We start from the raw sequence: 21633 nt of genomic DNA, 5'->3' as shown, positions 1-21633 counted from the left end.
TGCTCCCACGACCCAGTCATCACAACCAGGCCCGAAGGGCAACTTCTCTATCTTAGCCATCCCGTCCCGCTTGTCAAATCAGCGCGCCGCGCGGATCTTGGATCCGCTGCGCAGCTCTTGACAGCCGCAGATGGGGTGGATCTCCCATCCTAGACGCAGGCGTCTGTTCTCACAAGTGAGTGGATCGGGAGGTGGTTCTCCGCTTGAGGGGGGTGAAGCTCTCGGCTCCTCCGCTTCCCTGTGGGGCGAACAAGTAATAAGTTACGTGGGTTCTGGGGTTCTGGCAAATCGGGCCACCACCCCCGGGCGTGTCGCCGCACCAGGTGGCAACACTTTTCCCAGTCCAGCGCCGGTATTCCGCCGAGATCACCGCCACGAGTACGATCGCAGCGTGACCCAGCTGCCGAATCGCGCCCCCTCCGCTGCTCTGTTGGACCGCGTGTGGTCCGCCCTCGGGCTCGCGCCGGTGGAGGTCGATTCCGGCGCCCCCTTCGTTCACGCCGTGCCTCTCGAGTCGCGCCTCGCGACGGCGGATCTGGCCTGGGCGAGCGTTCGGGCCGTGTGTCTGGCGGCCGGCGTCGACTCCCTCCCCGACCCCGATCGCATCGCCGTCGCGTACCGGAGCGATCGGGTGCTCACCGTCGACGGACGCGCCCCCGATGTCTGGTCCCCGTACTCGGGGTTCTTCCGGGCGTCCGACGGGTGGATCCGCACCCATGGCAACTACCCCCACCACGCGATTCGCCTTCTGACCGGTCTCGGGCTCGGAATCGACGCAGCGGGCGAAGACGTCCGAGCGGCCATCCTGACTCAGTCGGCCGCCGACGCTGTCGATCGGATCGTCGATGCGGGCGGACTCGCCGTGCCCGTGCTGCCGGAGGACCCCATCCACGACGCTCAGCTGCGGTCCGCTCCCCTGCTCCAGGTCGATCGGATGCCCTCCCCGAGCGGCGAGGAGCCGCGCCGGCGAGACGGCGACGATCGTCGTGCACCACTCACCGGCACCCGCGTGCTCGATCTCACCCGGGTGATCGCCGGTCCCGTCTGCACCCGCACGCTCGCACTGCTGGGAGCAGACGTGCTGCGCGTCGATCCCCCGCAGCTGCCCGAGCCCGAGTGGCAGCACTTCGACACCGGTCACGGGAAGCGATCGACGCTGCTCGACGCCGGAACCGAGCGTTTCGACGAACTGCTCGCCGAGGCTGACGTCGTCGTCCTCGGGTACCGACCTGCAGCCCTCGCGCGACTCGGCCTCTCCGCATCCGCCCTGATCGAGCGGCACCCGAGTCTGGTGATCGCGGAGCTCAGTGCGTGGGGCGACGACCACCCCTCTCGCGCGGGGTTCGACAGCTTGGTGCAAGCGGAGTCCGGGATCGCCATGATCGAGACGCCGGACGGCGACCGCCCGGGGGTCCTCCCCGCGCAGGCCCTCGATCACAGTGCCGGGTACCTGCTCGCAGCCTCGATCATCTCGCTGCTCGAGCGGCGCCGTCGAGAAGGTGGTGGCTGGGTGGTGCGCACGTCGCTGCGTCGAGTGGCCGCCGAGCTTCTCGGAATGCCACGGTCCTCGGGATCGCGATCGGTACCGACGTCGGAGCGGGAACGGGTGCTGGACCTCGCCGCCCACACCGCGACGTTCGACGTCGCAGGGCAGACGATCACCACGGCGCGATCGGCGCTTCCCGGCCTCGACCTCGCCGCCCCCCATCACTGGGGATCCGATCAGCCGCGCTGGTGAATGCGTCGGAACACCGGCAGCGACAGACAGAGCACGAGAGTGAGCACACCCCACAGGGCGCACGCCGGCGGCAGCATCCGGTAGGCCAGATGCTGGTAGGTGAACTCCTCGGTGAACGGCCCGTAGCCGGCGTAGCCGAGGGCCCACGCCGTGATCAGCACCACGGGAAGTGACAGCCACCAGGCGATTCGGACGCCCGACGGCAGCACGCGATCCACGCTTTCGCGGGGATCAGCGCGGTTCACCCGGAGAATCCCCCAGATACCGATCACGAGCAGGCCGATCACGCTCGAGCCGTACTGCAGCCACTTGTATCCGGTGAACGGCCCCCACACATCGTCGAGCGCGGGAAGAACATCGACGCCCCAACGCCCCTCGTGCGTGAAGAGATCCCAGACGATGTGCGACAGCACTCCCAGCACCAGCGATGCGGCGAGCATCGCCGGGTACAGCCGATCTCGAGCACCGACGCCGACGGCGGCTCGGGCCGCTTCGACGCCGGACTGCGACCAGTCGACAGGAACCCGGTGAGCCAGCCAGAGCGGAGAGAGCTCACCGAGGGCCGGGCGCAGCACGACGCGCCACAGCAGGAACAGCACGAAAGCGACCAGCGCGGTCCACACGACGTTGCCGAATGAGTGGGTGAACGAGTACGGGAGGCCGACCCCGCGGATGAACAGCGGAAGGTCGGGCGTCATGGCGCCGATCGCGATCGCAGCGGGCACGAGCGGCGTGCGAATGAACGGGAGGGCGACCACTGCATGACTCGGCGTGAACGGCATCGGCAGGCTCCTGTCGAGTGTGAACGGTGGAAGCGTGACGGCGGCCGTCCGAGGACTCTCAGACGACCGCCGTCAGGCGATCAGGGTCGGATGTTCACGCGAGGAAGACACCTGCGAGGGTCTTCTTGCCGCGACGGAGCACAGAAACCCCACCGGGCAGAGATCCCTTGACGGTGGCTGCATCGTCTTCCACACGCGATCCGTCGAGCGACACTCCACCCTGGCTGATCGCGCGTCGCGCTTCGGACGAGCTGGAGACCAATCCCGTGGCGACGAGCGCATCGACCACCGATGACCCGGAATCGACCGTCGCGTTCGGCAGCTCTTCGAGCGCCGTGCGCAACGTCGACGCGTCGAGAGCAGTCAGGTCGCCCTGTCCGAACAGTGCCTCGGATGCCGCGATCACCGCAGCGGCCGCATCGATGCCGTGCACGGTGGCGACGACCTCGAGCGCGAGACGCTTCTGTGCGGCGCGACGGAAGGGCTCGGACTCGACCAGCGCCTCGTACTCCTCGATCTCGGCGCGGGTGAGGAAGGTGAAGACCTTCAGCCTGCCGATCACGTCGGCATCCGCGGTGCTCAGCCAGAACTGGTACATCCGGTACGGACTGCACATCTCGGGGTCGAGCCAGATGGCGTTCCCCTCGCTCTTGCCGAACTTGGTCCCGTCGCTGTTCGTGATCAGCGGTGTGCCGATCGCGTGCGCCGACGCACCCTCGGCACGACGGATGAGGTCGGTGCCGCTGGTCAGGTTCCCCCATTGGTCGGAGCCGCCGGTCTGCAGGACGCAGTCGTACTGACGGTAGAGCTCGAGGAAGTCCATCCCCTGCAGGATCTGGTAGCTGAACTCCGTGTAGCTGATGCCCTCGTCGGAGTTCAGTCGCGCGGCGACCGCATCCTTCTTGAGCATGGTCCCGACGCGGTAGTGCTTGCCGATCTCCCGCAGGAAGTCGATCGCCGACAGCGGCGCCGTCCAATCGAGATTGTTGACGATGCGGGCGGCGTTCTCGCCCTCGAAGCTCAGGTAGCGCTCGACCTGCGTCCGCAGGCGTCCCACCCACTCCTCGACGGTCTCGCGAGTGTTGAGCGTGCGCTCGGCCGTGGGGCGCGGGTCGCCGATCAGACCGGTGGAGCCGCCGACGAGACCGAGCGGCTTGTGGCCGGCGAGCTGGATGCGGCGCAACGTCAGCAGCTGCACCAGGTTGCCCAGATGCAGGCTGGGAGCAGTCGGATCGAAGCCGCAGTAATACGTGATCGGGTCCCCGGCGAGAAGGGCGCGCAGCGCCTCCTGGTCAGTGGACACGTGGACGAGGCCGCGCCACAGCAGTTCGTCCCACACGTTCTCGAACGTGGGGTCGATCGCCGGCGGGGCGGTCGTCAGAGCGGAATTCGACACGCGCCCCAGGCTATCAGCGGTGAGGGTCGGTGAATCGCCGGGCCGCCGTGGATCAGGTGTGCGCCGCCCACCACACGAGGAACGCCGCGCCCAACCCGATGACCCAGCTGACGAGACTGCCGACGAGGAAGTACTCGGCCCTGGCACCTGTCTCACCGTCGCGGGAGATCTCAGGGAAGCGCACGATCCCCTTCGCCGCCAGCATCGCGGCGAGGATCGGATACGCCGCAGCCAGGGTGAGCAGCATCACCAGGATGCGCTCGAGCGGGCCGATCAGTCGACCGCCCTTGAATCCCGCGCGCGGGTCGCGCAGAGCCGTGGCTTCATCCGGTCGGCCCGGCTTGTCCGCCATCGTGGCGTCGGTCGACTCCCTGCCGCCGATCGCGTCGCCGGGCGTGGTGGCCTCGGGCGCCGCAGGTTCCGCGTCGACCTCGTCGCGCATCGCCGATCGACGCAGTTCAGCCGGTCGCCAGGTGTGCTCACCGTCGAGCGCCGCGCGCACCACGAGGTTCGCCGACTCGAGGAGGAAGACCCCGGTGCCGAGCGTCAGGATCGCAAGATCGAACGGGACGTCGCCGAACGGTGAACGGAGGTTCCACACGGTGCCGATCAGGCCGGCATCAGTGCGCGCCCCCAGCCATACGACCGATCCGATACTCAGGAGACCGAGCAGCACCGCGGGCCAGAACCCGAGCGGTGCGCGGCGCTCCGACGGCATGCACCAGACCCAGATCGCTCCGACCACGAGCCCTGCGAGCATGGGCAGCAGCGCGTCGCTCACGCTGCCGAGCAGCAGGAACATCACGGCCACCGTCAGGTACCCGACCCATCGATGCGGAGCGAACTGGCGGACGAGATCGGCGGATCCGACCGCGAGCAGGATGAATCCGGCGACGATCATGCGCTCGCTCCCCTCAGCGCGACCGCACCTTCGATGAGTGCGGCGCTGCCGGCGTTGCGCAACGACTTCGAGACGCTGGGCTGCGAGATGCCCTCTTCGGCGGCGAGGTCGTGCTGCGATCTGCCGACCATCCGTCCGTAGGTGAGGCGGCGCTCGCGCTCGTTCATGGCGCCGACCAGCTCGTCACGGACGAGGAGGTAGGCGTTCGATGCTGCGATCACACTCTCCATGACCTCATCCTGCCCCGGGGCTCCGACAATCCAGATCCGGGTGCGCGGCACGGTGCGTGCCTCTCTCGCGTGGACGGTCTCGATCGCCGCGCGCGCCGCATACCACCCCGGCCCGTCGGCGAGCTCGCCGTGGACGGAGTCGACGGTGCGCACCTCGCCGATCCCGATGCCGAAACGGAAGGCGATGCCGTCGGGAAGAGCGAGCTGGATCATGAGAAGCGACACCAGAGCGTCTTCGAGCCGAAGATAGACACCCTGCTGCTCATCCCCCACCGTGGGGGTGAGCGGGTGATGTGCCAGAGGCAGGTCGGCCTCCACCCGAGCGATCGTGTCATCGAGCACGCGCTGCGCCGCCGTGCGATCGTCGAGCTTGCGCGATCCCACGATGTCGGCGAGTACGGCGATGACCATGTGATAACCGTATCACGAATAACTGTTATTTATGCCCTATTAGGTTATATACTTGGAACATGCCTGAATCAGACATCATCCGGTGGGACGAAGGTTCCTGGACCCACTCACCCGCCGCACTCACCACGATCTCCGCCGACGGGGTCGAGCACCTGGACGTGACCGCCGCGGAAGGCAGCGACGCCTGGCGACACACGGCGTACGGATTCGTCCACGACACCGAGCACGCGCTGCTGGCTCCCCTGGCCGTGGGCGAGGCGATGGACGTCTCATTCCGCGCGCCATGGGACGGCCAGTTCGACCAGGCAGGAGTCTTCGTGCGCATCGACGACGAGCACTGGATCAAAGCGGGCATCGAGTACGCCGACGAGCACCTCGGACTCGGCGCCGTCGTCACCGACATCCGCTCCGACTGGTCCGTCGGATACGTCGACGACTGGCACGGCCGAGAGATCACCGTCCGCGTGAGCCGGTGGCCGGACGCGGTGATCGTGCGCGCACGCGCGGACGACGAGGACTGGCGACTGGTTCGCGTCGCTCCGTTCACCGGCGACGCCGCTGCATCCGCCGGCCCGTTCCTCGCCGGTCCGACGCGCGCGGGGCTCGTCGTGCGCTTCACCCGGTGGACGAGGTCGACCGCCGAGGTCGCGCTGCACTGAGGTGCCCCGCCGGTCGCCGCACATCGCGTCGACCGGCGGTGCACAACCGACTACAGGCCCAGGGCGTGCGCCGCAGCCTGCGCTCTGGCGACGAGCTCGGCACGCTGCTCGGCGACTCGGACGGGAGCCGTTCCCCCGGCTCCGGCGCGCGATGCCACGGAACCCTCGATCGTGAGAACCTCACGCACCTCGGGGACCAGATGCGGAGAGACCGAGAGCAGCAGCTCGTCGGAAGCGTCCTCGAGACCGATCCCCTGTTCTTCGCAGGCCCGCACGAGCGCGCCCGAGATCTCGTGCGCGTCGCGGAACGGCACCCGGCGCTTCACGAGCCACTCGGCGACATCGGTCGCGAGCGAGAATCCCTGGGGGGCGAGTGCCGCCATCCGCTCGGTGTCGAAGCGCAGCGTCGCGATCATGCCGGCGAACGCGGGAAGGACGACCTCGAGGGTCTGGACCGAATCGAAGACCGGCTCCTTGTCCTCCTGCAGGTCGCGGTTATAGGCCAACGGGAGGCCCTTGAGCGTCGCCATGAGCCCCGACAGATTGCCGATCAGGCGCCCCGACTTTCCGCGAGCGAGCTCCGCGATGTCGGGGTTCTTCTTCTGCGGCATGATGCTCGACCCCGTCGAGTACCCGTCGTGCAGCGTGACGAAGCCGAACTCACGTGTGTTCCAGAGGATGATCTCCTCGCTCAGACGCGAGATGTCGACACCCGTCATCGCCGCGATGAAGGCGAACTCGGCGACGACGTCGCGTGCCGCGGTGCCGTCGAGCGAGTTCTCCGCCGGTCGATCGAGTCCGAGTTCCGATGCGACCAGCGCAGGATCGAGTCCGAGGGTCGAGCCCGCGAGCGCTCCCCCGCCATACGGCGAGACGCCTGCGCGACGACGCCAGTCGACGAGACGCTCGAGCTCGCGCACGAGCGGCCAGCCATGGGCCTGGAGGTGGTGCGCGAGGAGCACCGGCTGCGCGTGCTGCAGATGCGTGCGGCCGGGGAGGATCGCGTCGGGGTGGGCCTCGGCCTGCGCGACGAGCGCGTCGATGACACGGAGGATGTCGCGCGCGATCACTCGAGCGTGATCGATCAGGTACATGCGCACGAGAGTGGCGATCTGATCGTTGCGGCTGCGTCCGGCGCGCAGGCGTCCGCCCAGTTCGGGACCGAGCTCGGCGATCAGCGCCTGCTCGAGCGCACCGTGCACGTCCTCATCGGAGGGGACGGGCTGCAGCGTGCCGTCGGCGACCTTGCGCGCCACGGCATCGAGCCCCTCATGCATCCTGGCCGCCTCAGCAGGTTCGAGGTAGCCGGCAGCCGCGAGCGCCGTCGCGTGCGCATGCGAGCCCGCGATGTCGTACGGGGCGAGGATCCAGTCGAAATGCGTCGATCTGCTGAGCTCGACGAGCTCGGGCGACGGCCCGCTCGCGAAGCGGGCGCCCCACAGTGCGCCTTCGTTCGTGCCTTCGTTCTTCGAGTCGACCATCACGCGTCCTTCTTGCCGAGCAGCCAGACGAGCAGGGCCTTCTGCGCGTGGAGACGGTTCTCGGCCTCATCCCAGACGACGCTCTGCGGTCCGTCGATGACCTCGGAGTCCACCTCGTAGCCACGGTCGGCGGGAAGGCAGTGGATGAAGATGGCCTCGGAATCGGCGATCTCCATCGTCTCGGGGGTCACCTTGTAGCCGCCGAGATCGCGGATGCGCGCGAGCTTCTCCTCCTCCTTACCCATCGACACCCAGGTGTCGGTGACCACGACGTCGGCGCCGGCCGCAGCCTCGACCGCATCCGTGAACAGCGTGATCGAGCCGCCGGTCTCCGCAGCCCGGCGGTCGGCCGCCTCGACGACGTCGGCGCGCGGGGCGTACTCCGCAGGTGACGCGATGCGCACATGCATGCCGGCAGTGACACCGGCCAGTGCGTAGGAGTGCGCCATGTTGCTCTGCCCGTCGCCGAAGAACGTCAGGGTCAGCCCCTTGAGCTCGCCCTTGTGCTCTCGGATCGTGAGCAGGTCGGCGAGCAGCTGGCACGGGTGGAAGTCGTCCGAGAGGGCGTTGACGACTGGCACCGTGGTGCCGGCGGCCATCTCCTCGAGCCCCGCCTGCGCATAGGTGCGCCAGACGATCGCCGCGACCTGGCGCTCGAGAACCCGCGCGGTGTCGGACGGCGTCTCCTTGCCGCCGAGCTGGCTGCTCGCGGTCGAGATGATCAGCGGCGTGCCGCCGAGGTCGGCGATGCCCACCGCGAAGGAGACGCGGGTGCGGGTGGACGACTTGTCGAAGATCACCGCGACCGTCTGGGGACCGGCGAGAGCCTTGTTCGCCCAGCGGTCCTTCTTCAGCTCGATGGCGAGATCGAGGATCTCCGCCTGCTCGGCGGGGGTCAGATCGTCGTCACGCAGCAGGTGGCGGGTCATGCGAGGGCCTTTCCGGATTCGGCGAGGGATGTCTGTACGTCAGCGAGCGAATCGGCGAAGAGCTTGCGGAACTCGGCGAGTTCAGCGTCTCCGATCGTGAGAGCCGGGGCGATGCGCACCGTCTCGGGGTTGGCGGCGTTCACGATGAGGCCGCGCTCCTGAGCAGCGGCGACCACGTCGTTCGCGACGGGGGCGCCGAGTGCCACTCCGATGAGGAGCCCGCGGCCACGCACTCCCGTGACGAGGGGCGAGTCGATGTCCGCGATGATCTGTCGGATCTCCTCGCCGCGACGCGCAGCGTTCTCGACGAGTCCGGCGTTCTCGATCTCGGTGAGCACGGCGTCGGCCACGGCGGTGGCCAGCGGGTTGCCGCCGAACGTCGATCCGTGCGAACCCGGCGTGAAGAGCGAGCTCGCCGCACCGTAGGTGACGAGAGCGCCGATCGGGAAGCCTCCGCCGATGCCCTTCGCGAGCGTGATCGCGTCAGGAGTGATGCCCTCGTGGCTGAAGCCGAACCAGGCCCCCGTGCGTCCGGCACCCGTCTGGATCTCGTCGACGATCAGCAGAGCCCCGTGCTTCAGCGTGAGCGAACGGGCGGCCTGCAGATAGCCGTCCGGAAGCTCGACCACGCCGGCCTCGCCCTGGATCGGCTCCACGATGACGGCGGCGACCCGGTCGTCCATCGCGGCTTCCAGAGCCTCGACGGTCGCCGGGATGTGCTCCACTCCCCCGGGCATCGGCTCGAACGGCGCGCGCATCGCAGCCTTGGCCGTCAGCGCGAGTGACCCCATGGTGCGCCCGTGGAATCCGTTCTCGAGCGCGAGGATGCGCGGCTTGTCCGTTCCCCCGTGGAGTCGGGCGAGCTTGAACGCCGCTTCGTTCGCCTCGGCGCCGGAGTTCGAGAAGAACACGCGGCCGTCGATCCCGGCGCCCGCGAGGCGCTTCAGCCGTGCGGCGAGCGCGAGCTGCGAGGGCGTCGCGAAGTAGTTCGACACGTGCGCGAGAGTCGCGGCCTGTCTCGACACGGCCTCGACGAACACCGGATGCGCGTGACCGAGCGAGGTCACCGCGATGCCGGCGAGGAAGTCGAGGTGGCGCTTGCCCTCGGAGTCCCAGAGGTAGGACCCCTCTCCTCGTGTCAGCATCGCCAGGCGCGGGCCCGCGTTGAGGACCAGATCGCTCGCTGCGTCATCCTGCCAGTTGCTCATGCGTTCATCCCTGCGCTTCCCAAGACCACTTCAGTTCCGATTCCCTTGCTGGTGAAGAGTTCGACGAGCACCGAGTGCGGCACGCGTCCGTCGATGATCGCGGCGGCATCCACGCCGCCTTCGATCGCATCCAGGCAGGCCTTCATCTTCGGGATCATGCCGGATTCGAGTGTCGGCAGCATCTCGATGAGAGCCTCCGAGGTGAGGTGCGACACGAGCGAGTCGCGGTTGGGCCAGTCGGCATAGAGCCCCGGCACGTCGGTGAGGATGACGAGCTTGCGAGCGTTGAGCGCCACGGCGAGGGCGGCCGCCGCGGCATCCGCGTTCACGTTGAGCGACTGGCCGGGGTGATCGAGGTCGGGCGCGATGCTCGAGACGACGGGCACGCGTCCCGCCGCGAGGTGATCGAGCACGGGCGTCGGGTCGACCTCCACGACGTCGCCGACGCGTCCGAGGTCGATCTCCTCGCCGTCGATCACGACACCGCGACGACGACCGCCGAACAGGCCGGCGTCCTCCCCGCTCAACCCGGTGGCGATCGGACCGTGCGAGTTGATCTTCGAGACGAGCTGCGGGTTCACCTGGCCGGTGAGGACCATGCGCACGACGCTGATCGCCTCGGTGTTGGTGACCCGGTAGCCGCCCTTGAACTCGCTCGGTATCTCGAGTCGCTGGAGCATGTCGGAGATCTGCGGTCCGCCGCCGTGCACGACGACCGGCAGCACGCCGACGTAGCGCAGGTACGCGATGTCCTGTGCGAACGCCTCCTGCAGCTCGTCGGAGACCATCGCATTGCCGCCGTACTTGACGACGACGATCTGGTCGCGGAACTTCTTCAGCCACGGGAGCGACTCGATGAGCGTCGCGGCCTTCACTGCGGCGACGTCCGGGGTGGTGTCCTGAATGTCGGTCATGAGGCGTAGGCGCTGTTCTCGTGCACGTAATCGTGGGTGAGGTCGTTCGTGAGGATCGTCGCGGTGGCATCGCCGACCTTGAGATCGATCACGAGATGCGTGGCACGTGGAGTGAGGTCGACCTCCTCGCGCGGACGGTCGGGGCCGCCCTCGCTGCACACCCGGACGCCGTTCATCCAGACGTCGACGTCGTACGGGTCGAACTGGGCGTTCGTGGTGCCGATCGCTGCGAGCACCCGCCCCCAGTTGGGGTCGTTGCCGAAGATGGCGGCCTTGAAGAGATTGTTGCGCGCGACGGAGCGGCCGACCTCGACCGCCTCCGCCTCGGTCGCGGCGTGCTGCACCTCGATGGTGATGTCGTGGCTGGCCCCCTCGGCGTCGCGCTGCAGCTTGACCGCGAGCTGCTGGCACAGCTCTGCCAGCGCGGCGGAGAAGTCCTTGAGGTCGGGCACCACCTCGGAAGCGCCGTTCGCGAGCAGTGTGACCTGATCGTTGGTCGACATGCATCCGTCCGAATCGAGGCGGTCGAACGTCGTGCCGGTGGCGAATCGCAGCGCGGCATCCGCCTCGAGAGGCTCGAGCACGGCATCCGTCGTGATGACGACGAGCATCGTGGCGAGCCCGGGAGCGAGCATGCCCGCTCCCTTGGCCATGCCGCCGATGGTCCAGCCGTCTCGGCTGACCACGGCGGTCTTCGACACGCTGTCGGTGGTCATGATGGCCTCGGCCGCGACATCGCCGCCGTCTGTCGACAGCTCGGCGATCGCCTGTTCGGTGCCCGAGAGGACCTTCGCGCGGAAGACCTCGTCTCCGACTCCGATGAGGCCGGTCGAGCACACGAGCACGTCGCCGGCGCCGACGCCGAGCAGCTCGGCCGCCTTCTCTGCGGTCTGGTGCGTCGTTTGGAAGCCGAAGCTGCCGGTGAAGCAGTTCGCGCCTCCGGAGTTCAGCACGACGGCCTCGACCACGCGATCGGCGACGGCCTGCTGCGACCAGATGATGGGGTTCGCCTTGGCGCGGTTGCTGGTGAACACGGCCGCACCGACCTTGCGCGGGCCGCGATTGACCACGACGGCGACATCGGGCTTTCCGGTCGATTTGAGACCTGCGGCGACTCCGGCCGCTTCGAATCCTGCGGGGGCGGTGACGCTCACGGCGCGACTCCGTTCACTGAGAGGGCGCGGGACTCGGGCAGCCCCAGCGCGAGGTTCATGGATTGGACGGCAGCGCCGGCGGTGCCCTTGACGAGGTTGTCGACCGCGGTGACCACCGTCACGCGGTTCGCCGCGCGATCGATCGCGAGACCGATCAGGGCGGTGTTCGCACCGAGGACATCGGCCGTGCGCGGGAACTGACCGGCGGGCAGCAACTGCACGAAGGTCTCGTCGCCGTAGGCGTCCTCCCAGGCGGCGCGGATCTCCGCATCGCTGACATCGCCGACGATCGGCGCGGTCGAGGTGGCGAGGATGCCCCGCGACATCGGAACCAGCACAGGCGTGAACGAGATGCGGATGCCGTCGGCTGGGGAGCCGGATGCCGCGGCGAGCGCCTGGCGGATCTCCGGGATGTGCCGGTGCGTGCCCCCGACCGCGTAGGGATTGGCTGTGCCGAGGATCTCGCCGGCGAGCAGGTTGGTCTTGAGGCTCTTCCCCGCTCCGGACGGGCCGACGGCGAGCACCGAGACGATGTCCCCCGCGTCGATCACCCCTGAGGCGACCCCGGGGGCCAGGCTCAGGCTCACGGTCGAGGCGTTGCAGCCGGGAGCGGCGATGCGCTTCGCCTCGCGCAGCGTCTCGCGCTGCTTGACACCGCCGACGAGCAGCTCGGGAACGCCGTAGGCCCACGGTTCGTGGAAGTCGCCGCCGTAGAACGCGTCCCAGGAATCCTGCGACGTCAGTCGGTGGTCCGCTCCCGCGTCGATCACGAGCGGGGTGTCGCCGAGCGCGTCGGTGTACTGCCCGGACTGCCCGTGCGGCAGAGCGAGGAAGACGATGTCGTGCCCGGCGAGCGTCTCGGGCGTGGTGTCCTGCAGGGTGAGGTGTGCGAGCGACCGCAGGTGCGGCTGATGCTGCACGAGCGGTTGACCGGCGTTCGAGTGCGCCGTCACCGTGCGGATCTCGATGTCGGGATGAGACGCGAGGAGGCGCAGGATCTCGCCGCCCGCGTAGCCGGATGCGCCGGAGACGGCGACGGAGTACGTCATACTTCTACCTTAACGGTCGGACCCCTCGGCGAACGCGGGGTGCAGTGTCGGGAACCGGGGCGGCGACACCGGCACTCGACCGCCGTGCGTACGCAGGCAGAAGCGCAGGGTCGCCTAGAGTCGGCGACCGCTGCGGCGTCGGCGCACGGCGATGACGCTCGGAACGAGCGTCAGAGGAGCGGTGGCGGCCGAAGGCATGCCGCGACGATAGCGCGCTCGTCGCGGCATGCGCAAATCGGGTCCGTCATCCGCCGGACGCGTGGAGTGCCGGCGCCGCGAAGAAGGCGAGTTCGTGCGCGCTGGAGACCTCGAAGGCGCGGAGCATCCGTCGCCGCCCCGCGGCATCCGACTCCGTCGCCGCATGCATCACATGGTCGATCGCCTGCTCCGTCGCCTTCTCGAACGCGGGATCGGCATACGTCGCGAGCCACGACGCGTAGGGATGCTGCGGGTCTCGGGCGTACGCGTCGAACTCCCCCGCGTGCAGGCGGGTTCCGAGATCGGTGTACAGCCAGAAGCACGGCAGCACGGCCGCGATGAGCTCGGCGTAGTCGCCGCCGAAGGCCACGGAGCGCAGGTGGTCGAGGTACGCGACGGTCGCAGGCGCCGGATCGACGGCGAAGGTCGCCGCTTCCACTCCCGCGCCCGGGGCCAGCCACGATGCATGGAGCTCGAGCTCTCCGGTGATCGCCCCCTGCGCCGACTGAGCCCAGAACGCCTGCTCGTGCGGTGTGGGCGCGATCCGCGCGGCCGCTGCGAGCACTCGGGCGTACTCCCGGAGATAGAGGGCGTCCTGTCGGAGGTAGAAGAGGAACCGCTCGCGGTCGAGAGTCCCGTCGGCCAGAGCGCGGATGAAGGACAGCTCGTCGATGTCGGCCCGCACGTGCGCGATCCGGTCCCACCACCGATCGCGGAGGTCGGCACGCTCGGGTGCGGCCTCGAGTCCCCCTCGTCGCCAGAGGCCGCCGAAGTGGTTCACCGGTCCGTGACCGCTCCCGATGTCGAGCGCATCGCTCTGCCTCAGGGATTCCCGCAGCCAGGTCCTCGCCGATTTCACCGCGTCGACAGGGGACTCCCCTCCGGCGAGGCGGGTGGCGAGGGCCGACGACAGGGAGCATCCGGTGCCGTGCGTGTTGTGTGTCCTGATGCGCGACCCGGGATAGCCGTGTCTGACGCCTCCGGCGACATCGATCAACGCGTCCGGAACGTCGTCGCCGTCGAGGTGCCCTCCCTTGACGAGCACCGCCCCGCCGATGCGGGCGGAGAGCTCGGCCCCGGCCTCGAGCGCGTCGTCCCACCCCGTGATCGGACGATCGGAGAGCGCGGCGAGCTCGGCGAGGTTGGGCGTCACGACATGAGCGCGCTCGAGGAGCCCGCGGAGTGCGCGCTCGGCATCCTCATCGAGCAGGCGATCACCGCTGGTCGCGACCATGACCGGGTCGAGCACGACGATCGGCGGACGGACGGCGTCGAGCCAGGCGGCGACGGTGGCGATCACCTCCGTGTTCGCCAGCATCCCGATCTTCACCGCGTCGATGACGATGTCGTCCGAGATGGCATCGAGCTGCTGCCGGAGGAACTCGGCAGGAGGCACGTGCACCGCTCGGACTCCCCTGGTGTTCTGCGCCGTGAGCGCCGTGACAGCCGCCATGCCATAGCCCCCGTTCGCGGCGATCGACTTGAGATCGGCCTGGATCCCCGCCCCGCCCGACGGGTCGCTCCCCGCGATGCTGAGCACGCGAGGTGTGCCCGATGCCCTCCATCGGCTGAGGAATGCCCGGGCCGTCCTCGTCGGATCGGCGGCGGCGCAGACGGCGGAGACGACGGCGAGCCCCGCCGCACCCGCATCCCGAAGGCGTTCGATGTCGTCGATTCCCACGCCGCCGATGGCGACGCATGGCAGTGCGGTCCTCGCGGCGAGCGCACGGAAGCCGTCGATTCCCAGGGCCGGCGGGTGATCCGGCTTGGTGGCGGTGGGACGGATCACGCCGACGCCGAGATAGTCGACCGTTCCCGCCGGCAGCGCGGCCACGGCGTCGAGATGCTCCGACGTGTTCGCCGTCAACCCGATGATCGCCTCGGGTCCCAGCCGCTCGCGTGCCCGCAGCACCGATACGTCGCCCTGGCCGAGGTGCACGCCGTCGACCCGCGCTCCCCTGGCGCGAGCGATCAGCGCCGCCTCGACGCGGTCGTTCACCACGAGCAGTGCACGGCCGTCGATCACCCGAGAGAGCTCGATCAACTGATCGGCGGTCTCGGCATCCGTCGCGCCCTTGTCGCGCAGCTGGACGATGCGCACGCCCCCGTCGACGGCGAGTCGCACCGTCTCCGCGACGCCCCGCGCGCCGCAGAGGGTGGGATCCGTGACGAGATAGAGGGAGAGGTCCGCGATCACAGCGCGTGCTCCTGCACACGCGCGGCGAGGGCGAGGTCCTCCGGCTGCACGGCGGCGAGCGCGTCGGGCAGTGCGACGGCGAAGCTGCCGGGGCCCGGGGCCCGCGCCGCGGCGCGCTCGGCGGCGATCGTGTACACGAGGCTCGCCGCCGAGACGGCGGTGAGCGGATCCGCAGCCGTCGAGCGCGCCGCACCGAGGAACGCCGCCATGACGGCGCCCAGCGCGCATCCGCCGCCGGTGACACGGGTGAGCAGTTCATGACCGTTCGCGATGCGGAGCAATCGTGCTCCATCCGTCACCAGGTCGACCGGTCCCGACACCGCGACCACCGCGCCGTGCCGCGAAGCGAGTGCGAGTGCCGCTTCGGCCGCGGCATCGGTCGTGTCCGTCGCATCGACGCCGCGCCCCCCAGCGCTGAGCCCCGCGAGGGCGAGGATCTCCGAGGCGTTCCCCCTGATCGCCGTGGGGCGTGCGTCGGCCAGCTCGTGCGCGAGTGCCGTGCGCACCGGCAGCGCGCCGATCGCGACGGGATCCAGCACCCACGGAGTACCTGCGGCGAGGGCTCCTGCCGCGGCTTCACGGCTCGCCGCACGCTGCTCCGGAGTCGGCGTACCGAGGTTGATCAGCACCCCGGAGGCCACCCCGGCGAACATCCCCGCCTCACCGACGATGTCGACCATCGCCGGCGCCGCGCCGAGGGCGAGCAGCACGTTCGCGGTGAAGCCCGTGACGACGCTGTTGGTGATGCAATGGGTCAAGGGTGGGCTGTCGCGCAGCCCTGTCAGGAGCTCAGCCGCCGAGGTGGCCAAGGTCGATTCGGAATCAGGACGCAGACGATCGCTCAACGCGACATCCCTTCGCTAGTACGAACTAGATCAGGTTCGACGGGTCTGTTCTCAGCCGCGGATGCGGCACCCCGTGTCACTGATCGCAGTCTAGCGAGGCCCCGATCAGTCGATCAGCTGCAACAGCGCGAGTTCGTCGGCGCGAGTGAGCCCTGCCCGCCGGTCCCGATCGACGCCGCGCGCCTGCTCGTCATCGACCACGGCGGCGATCGTCTCGTCGAGCGGACGAAGCCGACCTCCTGCCGCGCGGTAGCGGGCGTTCGACCTGGTCATGAATCCGGTCATCTCGCTCGGCAGCCACAGCGGCAGCGACCGCTCCCCCGCCCAATACGCCACACCGTGCTCGACGAGCCAGGCGTCAGATGCCGCGACCGTGTCTCCCCGGTGCCCCGCACGTCTGCGCACGGCGTCGAGGACCTCGCTCAGCCGATGCCGATCGCCGATCGTGTTGATCACGCCGGTGGCCCCCGTGGTGGCGACGAACTCGGACAGGTCGTCGACGTCGATCACCTGCACGTCGCGCCCCTCGACAGGCGGAAGCAGCACCGGGCCGTCCTCGGCACGCAGAAAAGCGGCAGCCCAATACCCGAAACGATCACTCGGGTCGTCCGCCCCGACGATCAATCCCGGGCGCACGATCAGGGTGCGGTCGCCGAGTGCACGGACAGCGTCCTCGGCAGCCACCTTCTGCCGGCCGTACTCGTCGTCTCCCCTCTCAGCCGGCGGATGCAGCGTCGCCGACTCGTCTGCACCGACCGTCTCCTCGTCGGAGTATGCCGACATCGACGAGACGTACGTCCAGCGGCCCGCTCGCTCACCGAGTGCCGCGACCGCAGCGGAGACGTGGGCCGCGTTCGACGAGACGTCGATCACGTGATCCCACTCCCGACCGGACACCGCATCGTAGGCGTCCCTGGCGTCACGATCGGCCAGCACCAGGCTCGCGCCCTCCGGTGACGGTCGTCCTCCGCGCGCCAGACACATCACCGTCGCCCCGCTCAGGAGCAGCCGTCTGGCGATGCGGCCGGACAGCCAGCCGGTGCCGCCGAGGATCAGAACATCCGTCATGACCCCATGCCACCATCTTCGCCGCGCGAGGGAAAGAGTCTTCCGCTCAGGGCGGATGCCGGTCAGCCCGTGCGAAGATCCGACAGGCCGGACAGTTCCGGGACCGTCCACGAGGGATCCGGGCGCCAGTCGCGCCATTCGGCGTCGAACGGCCAGTCACCGTGATGGAAGGACTCGATCGCCGCGTCCGCGTGTCGTTCGATCTGCGCGGCCTGCTCAGAGGTGAGACGTCCCTGCTCGACGGCCGCGATCACCTCGTCCTCGTCCTTGAGGTGCACCTGACCGTCCGCCTGGATCTCCACGTCGAGGATGTGATCCGATGAATACGTGTCGCGGTCGGTGCGCAGATGCGCGTTCTCGAGATTCACGTACCACCCGGCGAACTCCCACTCGGGACCGCTCACATCGCTCCAGAACAGCCACACCGACCACGCCGCACCGGCCGGAGCGATGCGGAGGATGCCGTTGCCCCACCACTCCTCCACGATCCGGGTACGCGGATCGAGCCACCGACGCTCGAGCGGAACGGTCCGGATGCGCTCGCCCGCCGGAGTGCCCTGCCCCTCCTGGAGCGTGCCCGGAGCGAGCCATGCCACCAGACCGCGTTCATCGTCGCGGACCACCCGCATGGGCGTGATGGTCGACGCATCGCCGGGCTGCCAGCCGGGCTTGCGGTAGTGCCAGGAGATCTGGTCGCCGGGTTCGAGGAACGGCGCTTCACCCATCGGTCGGACACCATCGGGAACCGCCGCGGGAGTGCTGTGGGGCAGGATGCTCATCCCGACACGGTACCTCGCAGGTCCACCGCGCTCAGGTCGGCTCGGCGGCGTCGGCAGCATCCCGAGAGCACACGCGCACGCGGACCGCACCGTTCGAGTGCGGTCCGCGTGCGGGTCGGTTCAGGCGGAGCTTCAGTCGCGCAGGGTCGCGTCGAAGCGCTCAGCTGCGACAGCGACACCCGCGAGCTTCGCCTCTGTCGCCTCGGCTGCGGTGAGCGTGCGGTCGTCCGCGCGGAAGCGCAGCGCGAAGGTGAGACTCTTCTGACCATCCGCGACGCCGTCCCCCCGGTAGTCGTCGACGAGACGGATCGACTCGAGAAGCGCACCGGCACCCTCGGTCAGCGCAGCGCGCACGTCGCCCGCCGGCACATCAGCGCCGACCACCAGCGACACGTCCTGTGTCGCAGCGGGGAACGTCGACAGCGAGGCGGCGACCGCACGGTTCCCGCCGAGAGCGATGACCTCATCGAGGTCGAGCTCGAGCACGGTGGCACGACCGGGAAGGTCTGCTCCGGCGGCGACCTCGGGGTGGAGTTCGCCGACGTATCCGATCTCGACGTCGCCGACGGAGAGCACGCCGGTGCGTCCGGGGTGCAGCGCCGCGCGCTGCCCCTGCACCACATCGAGGTCGACTCCGGCTGCAGCCGCGATGACTCTGGCGGCGTCGAGCGCCTCGGAGAGCCCGTAGGGCTCCGCGGCGCGTCCCGGTTGCTTGGTCACGACGTTGCCCGTGAACAGCGCCGCGACATGACGGTGCTGCGGTGGGATCGACGCGTTCAGTTCGGCGAGCGTGTCGTCCGACGGACGCTCGCCGAGCGGCGGCACCTCGTCCGTGCCGTACTCGACACCCGGCTCGGGCAGGAACACGACTCCGGTCTCGAACAGCGCGAGGTCCGTGAGGCCGCGCGAGATGTTGCGGTGCGCGGTCTGCAGAAGCCCGGGGATCAGCGATCGACGCAGGAACGGAGCGGAGCCGTCGAGCGGGTTCGCGAGCCGGATGCTGGGCAGATGCTCTCCCGACGCCGAGCCGTGCAGGTCGTTCTCCGCCTCCGTCGTGAAGGGGAACGAGGGCGTCTCGACGAGACCGGCAGCCGCCAGCGCGTCGGCGACGCGGCGACGACCCTGCTGGTGTGCGGTGAGACCGCGGCCGGACGGCGGCGTCGGCAGCACGGACGGGATGCGGTCGAGACCGTGGATGCGAGCGACCTCTTCGGCGAGAGACCACTTGTCGGTGAGGTCGGGACGCCAGGTCGGCGGGATCACGGTCCACCCGGCATTCGACCCGGAGACCTCTGCGCCGATGGTCGTGAGCGCGCCGACGATCTCGTCGTCGGAGTAGTCGACGCCGATGAGCCCCTGCACGAATCCGCGCGGGAGGTCGATGTCCGCGACGAACACCTCGGCGAACAGAGCGCCGCCCTCGTCGGTGAGCGTGCCGCCGGCGAATTCGACCATCAGGTCGGCTGCACGGCGGGCGGCCACGAACGGCACGAGCGGGTCGACACCGCGCTCGAACCGCTTGGATGCCTCGCTGGGCAGCTTGTGACGGCGTGCGGTGCGGGCGATCGTCACAGGGTCGAAGGTCGCGGCCTCGATCAGCACGTTGTGCGTCGTGTCGCTCATCTCGGTCGTGCCGCCGCCCATGACGCCGGCGAGACCGATCGGACCCGACTCGTCGGTGATCAGGAGGTCCTCGACGTGGAGCTTCCGCTCCTGGCCGTCGAGGGTCGTCATCGTCTCACCGGCCGTCGCACGACGCACGGTGATGCCGCCGGAGAGCCTGTCGAGGTCGTATCCGTGCAGCGGCTGCCCCAATTCGAGCATCACGTAGTTGGTGATGTCGATCAGGATGCCGAGCGAGCGCATGCCGGCGAGCGACAGCCGCGCGATCATCCACGGCGGGGTCGGCCGCGCGGGGTCGACGTCTCGGACGACGCGCGTGACGAACTCGCTCGCGCCGACGCGGCCGCGTACGGGGGCTGCATCGTCGACGATCGCCGTGTGACCGGCGCCCGGCTGGAGCTCGGTGAAGTCGCGCTCGGCCGGGTCGCGGAACGGTGCTCCGGTCGCGTGGGAGTACTCGCGGGCGACACCGCGCAGCGAGAACGCGTACCCGCGGTCGGGCGTGACGTTGATCTCGACCGCGACATCGTCGAGTCCGAGCAGGTTGATGGCGTCTGTGCCGACGGGGGCATCGATACCGAGGTCCGCGAGGACGAGGATGCCGTTGTGCTCGTCGCCGAGCCCCAGCTCACGCGCAGAGGCGATCATGCCGTCGGACACGTGCCCGTAGGTCTTGCGGGCGGCGATCGGGAACGGCCCCGGCAGCACTGCACCGGGAAGCGTCACGACGACCTTGTCACCCGCGACGAAGTTGTGCGCGCCGCAGACGATTCCACGGATTCCGCCGTTCGCCTCACCGACATCGACCTGGCACCAGTTGATCGTCTTGCCGTTGGACTGCGGCTCGGCCTCGAGCGAGACGACCTGTCCGACGACGACGGGACCCGAGATCTCGAAGCGGTGGACGTCCTCCTCCTCGAATCCGACGGTCACGAGCGCTGCGAGGACATCCTCCGGTGTCGTATCCGCTGCCAGATCGACGTACTCACGCAGCCACGAAAGCGGGACGCGCATCACACCACCATCCCGTACTGCTCGCTGAAACGGACATCGCCCTCTGCCATGTCCCGCATGTCCTGCACATCGCTGCGGAACATGAGTCCCCGCTCGACGCCCATTCCGAACGCGAAGCCGCTGTAGACGTCGGGATCGATCCCCGCCGCACGGAGCACGTTCGGGTTGATCATGCCGCAGCCGCCCCACTCGATCCAACGGGCGCCGCCCTTGAAGGTGGGGTGCCAGAGGTCGAGCTCGGCCGACGGCTCGGTGAAGGGGAAGAAGTTCGTGCGGAAGCGCGTCTTGGCCTCGGGGCCGAAGAGCTGACGCGCGACATGGTCGAGCGTTCCCTTGAGATGCGCCATCGAGATCCCCTTGTCGACGACGAGTCCTTCGAACTGGGTGAAGACGGGGAGGTGCGTCGCGTCGAACTCGTCGGTGCGGTACACGCGGCCGGGGCAGAGCACGTAGATCGGCACCTCGCGGTCGAGCATCGAGCGCACCTGCACGGGGCTCGTGTGCGTGCGCATGACGAGGTGGCGCGACGGCGGGTCGACGTAGAAGGTGTCCTGTTCCTGACGGGCGGGGTGGTCGACGTCGAAGTTCAGAGCGTCGAAGTTGAACCACTCGTGCTCGAGCTCGGGTCCTTCCGCGATCTCCCAGCCCATGCCCACGAAGATGTCCGAGATCTGCTCGCTCAGCAGGGTCAGCGGATGCCGGGCGCCGACGCGTGTGCGCGAGGGGATCGCCGTGATGTCCAGCCGCTCGGCCTCGAGGCGCTCAGCGACCTCCGCGGCGGCGAGCTCCTCCTCCTTGGCGGCGAGGGCCTTGGTGACCTGACCGCGGCCCTGGCCGACGAGCTTGCCGAAAGCGGCCTTGTTCTCGGGGGCGACCTGACGCATCGAGGCGTTCAGGACGGCGAGCGGCGATCCGTCGGCGACGTGCGCGGCGCGAGCGGCTTTCAGTTCGGTCGTATCGGCGGCTGCGGCGATCGCTTCGAGCGCGGCCGCCACGGCGGCTTCGACCGCTTCCGGGGTGATTTCGGGAGACTCAGACACGAGACAGGAGTCTACCG

18 protein-coding genes and 1 riboswitch are annotated in these 21633 nt (G+C 69.1%); of the genes, 2 read left to right on the top strand and 16 right to left on the bottom strand.

The window, feature by feature from the left end:
- Nucleotides 1-391: 391 nt before the first annotated feature.
- Nucleotides 392-1738 (top strand): CoA transferase, encoded by a 1347-nt coding sequence (locus QRN21_RS12820; protein WP_285364298.1) that lies wholly within the window; start codon nucleotides 392-394, stop codon nucleotides 1736-1738.
- Here the strand turns inward: QRN21_RS12820 and QRN21_RS12815 are convergent.
- The 4 genes from QRN21_RS12815 to QRN21_RS12800 form a co-directional block, all read right to left on the bottom strand.
- On the bottom strand, nucleotides 1723-2520 hold the full coding sequence (locus tag QRN21_RS12815) for a DUF4184 family protein (RefSeq protein WP_285364297.1): 798 nt from the start codon (nucleotides 2518-2520) through the stop codon (nucleotides 1723-1725). The genes QRN21_RS12820 and QRN21_RS12815 overlap by 16 nt on opposite strands.
- Nucleotides 2521-2614: 94 nt before the next feature.
- Nucleotides 2615-3916 carry a tyrosine--tRNA ligase gene (gene tyrS, locus QRN21_RS12810; RefSeq protein ID WP_082586687.1) on the bottom strand — a complete coding sequence of 434 codons (1302 nt, stop codon included), beginning with the start codon at nucleotides 3914-3916 and terminating at the stop codon, nucleotides 2615-2617.
- Between the two features lie 52 nt (nucleotides 3917-3968).
- Nucleotides 3969-4817, bottom strand: coding sequence for a hypothetical protein (locus QRN21_RS12805; protein ID WP_285364295.1), 849 nt, complete (start codon nucleotides 4815-4817; stop codon nucleotides 3969-3971).
- On the bottom strand, nucleotides 4814-5458 hold the full coding sequence (locus QRN21_RS12800) for a SatD family protein (RefSeq protein WP_053096866.1): 645 nt from the start codon (nucleotides 5456-5458) through the stop codon (nucleotides 4814-4816). Before QRN21_RS12800 ends, QRN21_RS12805 begins: the two co-directional genes overlap by 4 nt.
- 59 nt (nucleotides 5459-5517) lie before the next feature.
- On the opposite strand from QRN21_RS12800, the gene QRN21_RS12795 reads away from it, so the two are divergent.
- Nucleotides 5518-6117 (top strand): DUF1349 domain-containing protein, encoded by a 600-nt coding sequence (locus QRN21_RS12795; RefSeq protein ID WP_285364294.1) that lies wholly within the window; start codon nucleotides 5518-5520, stop codon nucleotides 6115-6117.
- A 50-nt stretch (nucleotides 6118-6167) separates the two neighbouring features.
- Here the strand turns inward: QRN21_RS12795 and argH are convergent, their stop codons facing one another.
- From argH to pheS, 12 genes are all read right to left on the bottom strand, one after another.
- Entirely contained in the window at nucleotides 6168-7598 is a 1431-nt protein-coding gene (gene argH, locus QRN21_RS12790) for an argininosuccinate lyase (RefSeq protein ID WP_056280181.1), read from the bottom strand.
- Nucleotides 7598-8527, bottom strand: a complete 930-nt coding sequence (gene argF / locus QRN21_RS12785) for an ornithine carbamoyltransferase (protein WP_056280178.1) — start codon at nucleotides 8525-8527, stop codon at nucleotides 7598-7600. The genes argH and argF overlap by 1 nt, the downstream gene beginning before the upstream one ends.
- Nucleotides 8524-9735: an acetylornithine transaminase gene (locus tag QRN21_RS12780; RefSeq protein WP_285364293.1), complete on the bottom strand. Its 1212-nt coding sequence runs from the start codon at nucleotides 9733-9735 to the stop codon at nucleotides 8524-8526. The genes argF and QRN21_RS12780 overlap by 4 nt, the downstream gene beginning before the upstream one ends.
- Nucleotides 9732-10649 (bottom strand): acetylglutamate kinase, encoded by a 918-nt coding sequence (gene argB, locus QRN21_RS12775; RefSeq protein WP_053096875.1) that lies wholly within the window; start codon nucleotides 10647-10649, stop codon nucleotides 9732-9734. The genes QRN21_RS12780 and argB overlap by 4 nt, the downstream gene beginning before the upstream one ends.
- Nucleotides 10646-11803 carry a bifunctional glutamate N-acetyltransferase/amino-acid acetyltransferase ArgJ gene (argJ, locus tag QRN21_RS12770; protein ID WP_285364292.1) on the bottom strand — a complete coding sequence of 386 codons (1158 nt, stop codon included), beginning with the start codon at nucleotides 11801-11803 and terminating at the stop codon, nucleotides 10646-10648. Before argJ ends, argB begins: the two co-directional genes overlap by 4 nt.
- Nucleotides 11800-12852 carry an N-acetyl-gamma-glutamyl-phosphate reductase gene (argC, locus tag QRN21_RS12765; protein WP_285364291.1) on the bottom strand — a complete coding sequence of 351 codons (1053 nt, stop codon included), beginning with the start codon at nucleotides 12850-12852 and terminating at the stop codon, nucleotides 11800-11802. The genes argJ and argC overlap by 4 nt, the downstream gene beginning before the upstream one ends.
- 244 nt (nucleotides 12853-13096) lie before the next feature.
- Nucleotides 13097-15247: a bifunctional hydroxymethylpyrimidine kinase/phosphomethylpyrimidine kinase gene (gene thiD, locus QRN21_RS12760; RefSeq protein WP_285364290.1), complete on the bottom strand. Its 2151-nt coding sequence runs from the start codon at nucleotides 15245-15247 to the stop codon at nucleotides 13097-13099.
- Nucleotides 15244-16092 (bottom strand): hydroxyethylthiazole kinase, encoded by an 849-nt coding sequence (thiM, locus tag QRN21_RS12755; RefSeq protein ID WP_285364289.1) that lies wholly within the window; start codon nucleotides 16090-16092, stop codon nucleotides 15244-15246. The genes thiD and thiM overlap by 4 nt, the downstream gene beginning before the upstream one ends.
- Nucleotides 16083-16176: riboswitch (TPP riboswitch) on the bottom strand. It overlaps the preceding gene by 10 nt.
- Before the next feature lie 21 nt (nucleotides 16177-16197).
- Nucleotides 16198-17160 carry an NAD-dependent epimerase/dehydratase family protein gene (locus tag QRN21_RS12750; protein WP_285364288.1) on the bottom strand — a complete coding sequence of 321 codons (963 nt, stop codon included), beginning with the start codon at nucleotides 17158-17160 and terminating at the stop codon, nucleotides 16198-16200.
- A 62-nt stretch (nucleotides 17161-17222) separates the two neighbouring features.
- Nucleotides 17223-17939 (bottom strand): DUF402 domain-containing protein, encoded by a 717-nt coding sequence (locus QRN21_RS12745; protein ID WP_285364287.1) that lies wholly within the window; start codon nucleotides 17937-17939, stop codon nucleotides 17223-17225.
- Between the two features lie 132 nt (nucleotides 17940-18071).
- A complete protein-coding gene (gene pheT, locus QRN21_RS12740; protein ID WP_285364286.1) occupies nucleotides 18072-20576 on the bottom strand; it encodes a phenylalanine--tRNA ligase subunit beta in 2505 nt (834 codons plus the stop codon).
- Nucleotides 20576-21616 (bottom strand): phenylalanine--tRNA ligase subunit alpha, encoded by a 1041-nt coding sequence (gene pheS / locus QRN21_RS12735; protein ID WP_053096893.1) that lies wholly within the window; start codon nucleotides 21614-21616, stop codon nucleotides 20576-20578. The genes pheT and pheS overlap by 1 nt, the downstream gene beginning before the upstream one ends.
- Nucleotides 21617-21633: the final 17 nt, after the last annotated feature.

It is taken from the genome of Microbacterium sp. LMC-P-041, from assembly GCF_030209555.1.
Classification (GTDB): Bacteria; Actinomycetota; Actinomycetes; order Actinomycetales; family Microbacteriaceae; genus Microbacterium.
The sequence above is the reverse complement of the archived record's forward strand: the minus strand, read 5'-3'. Positions and strand labels throughout refer to the sequence as shown.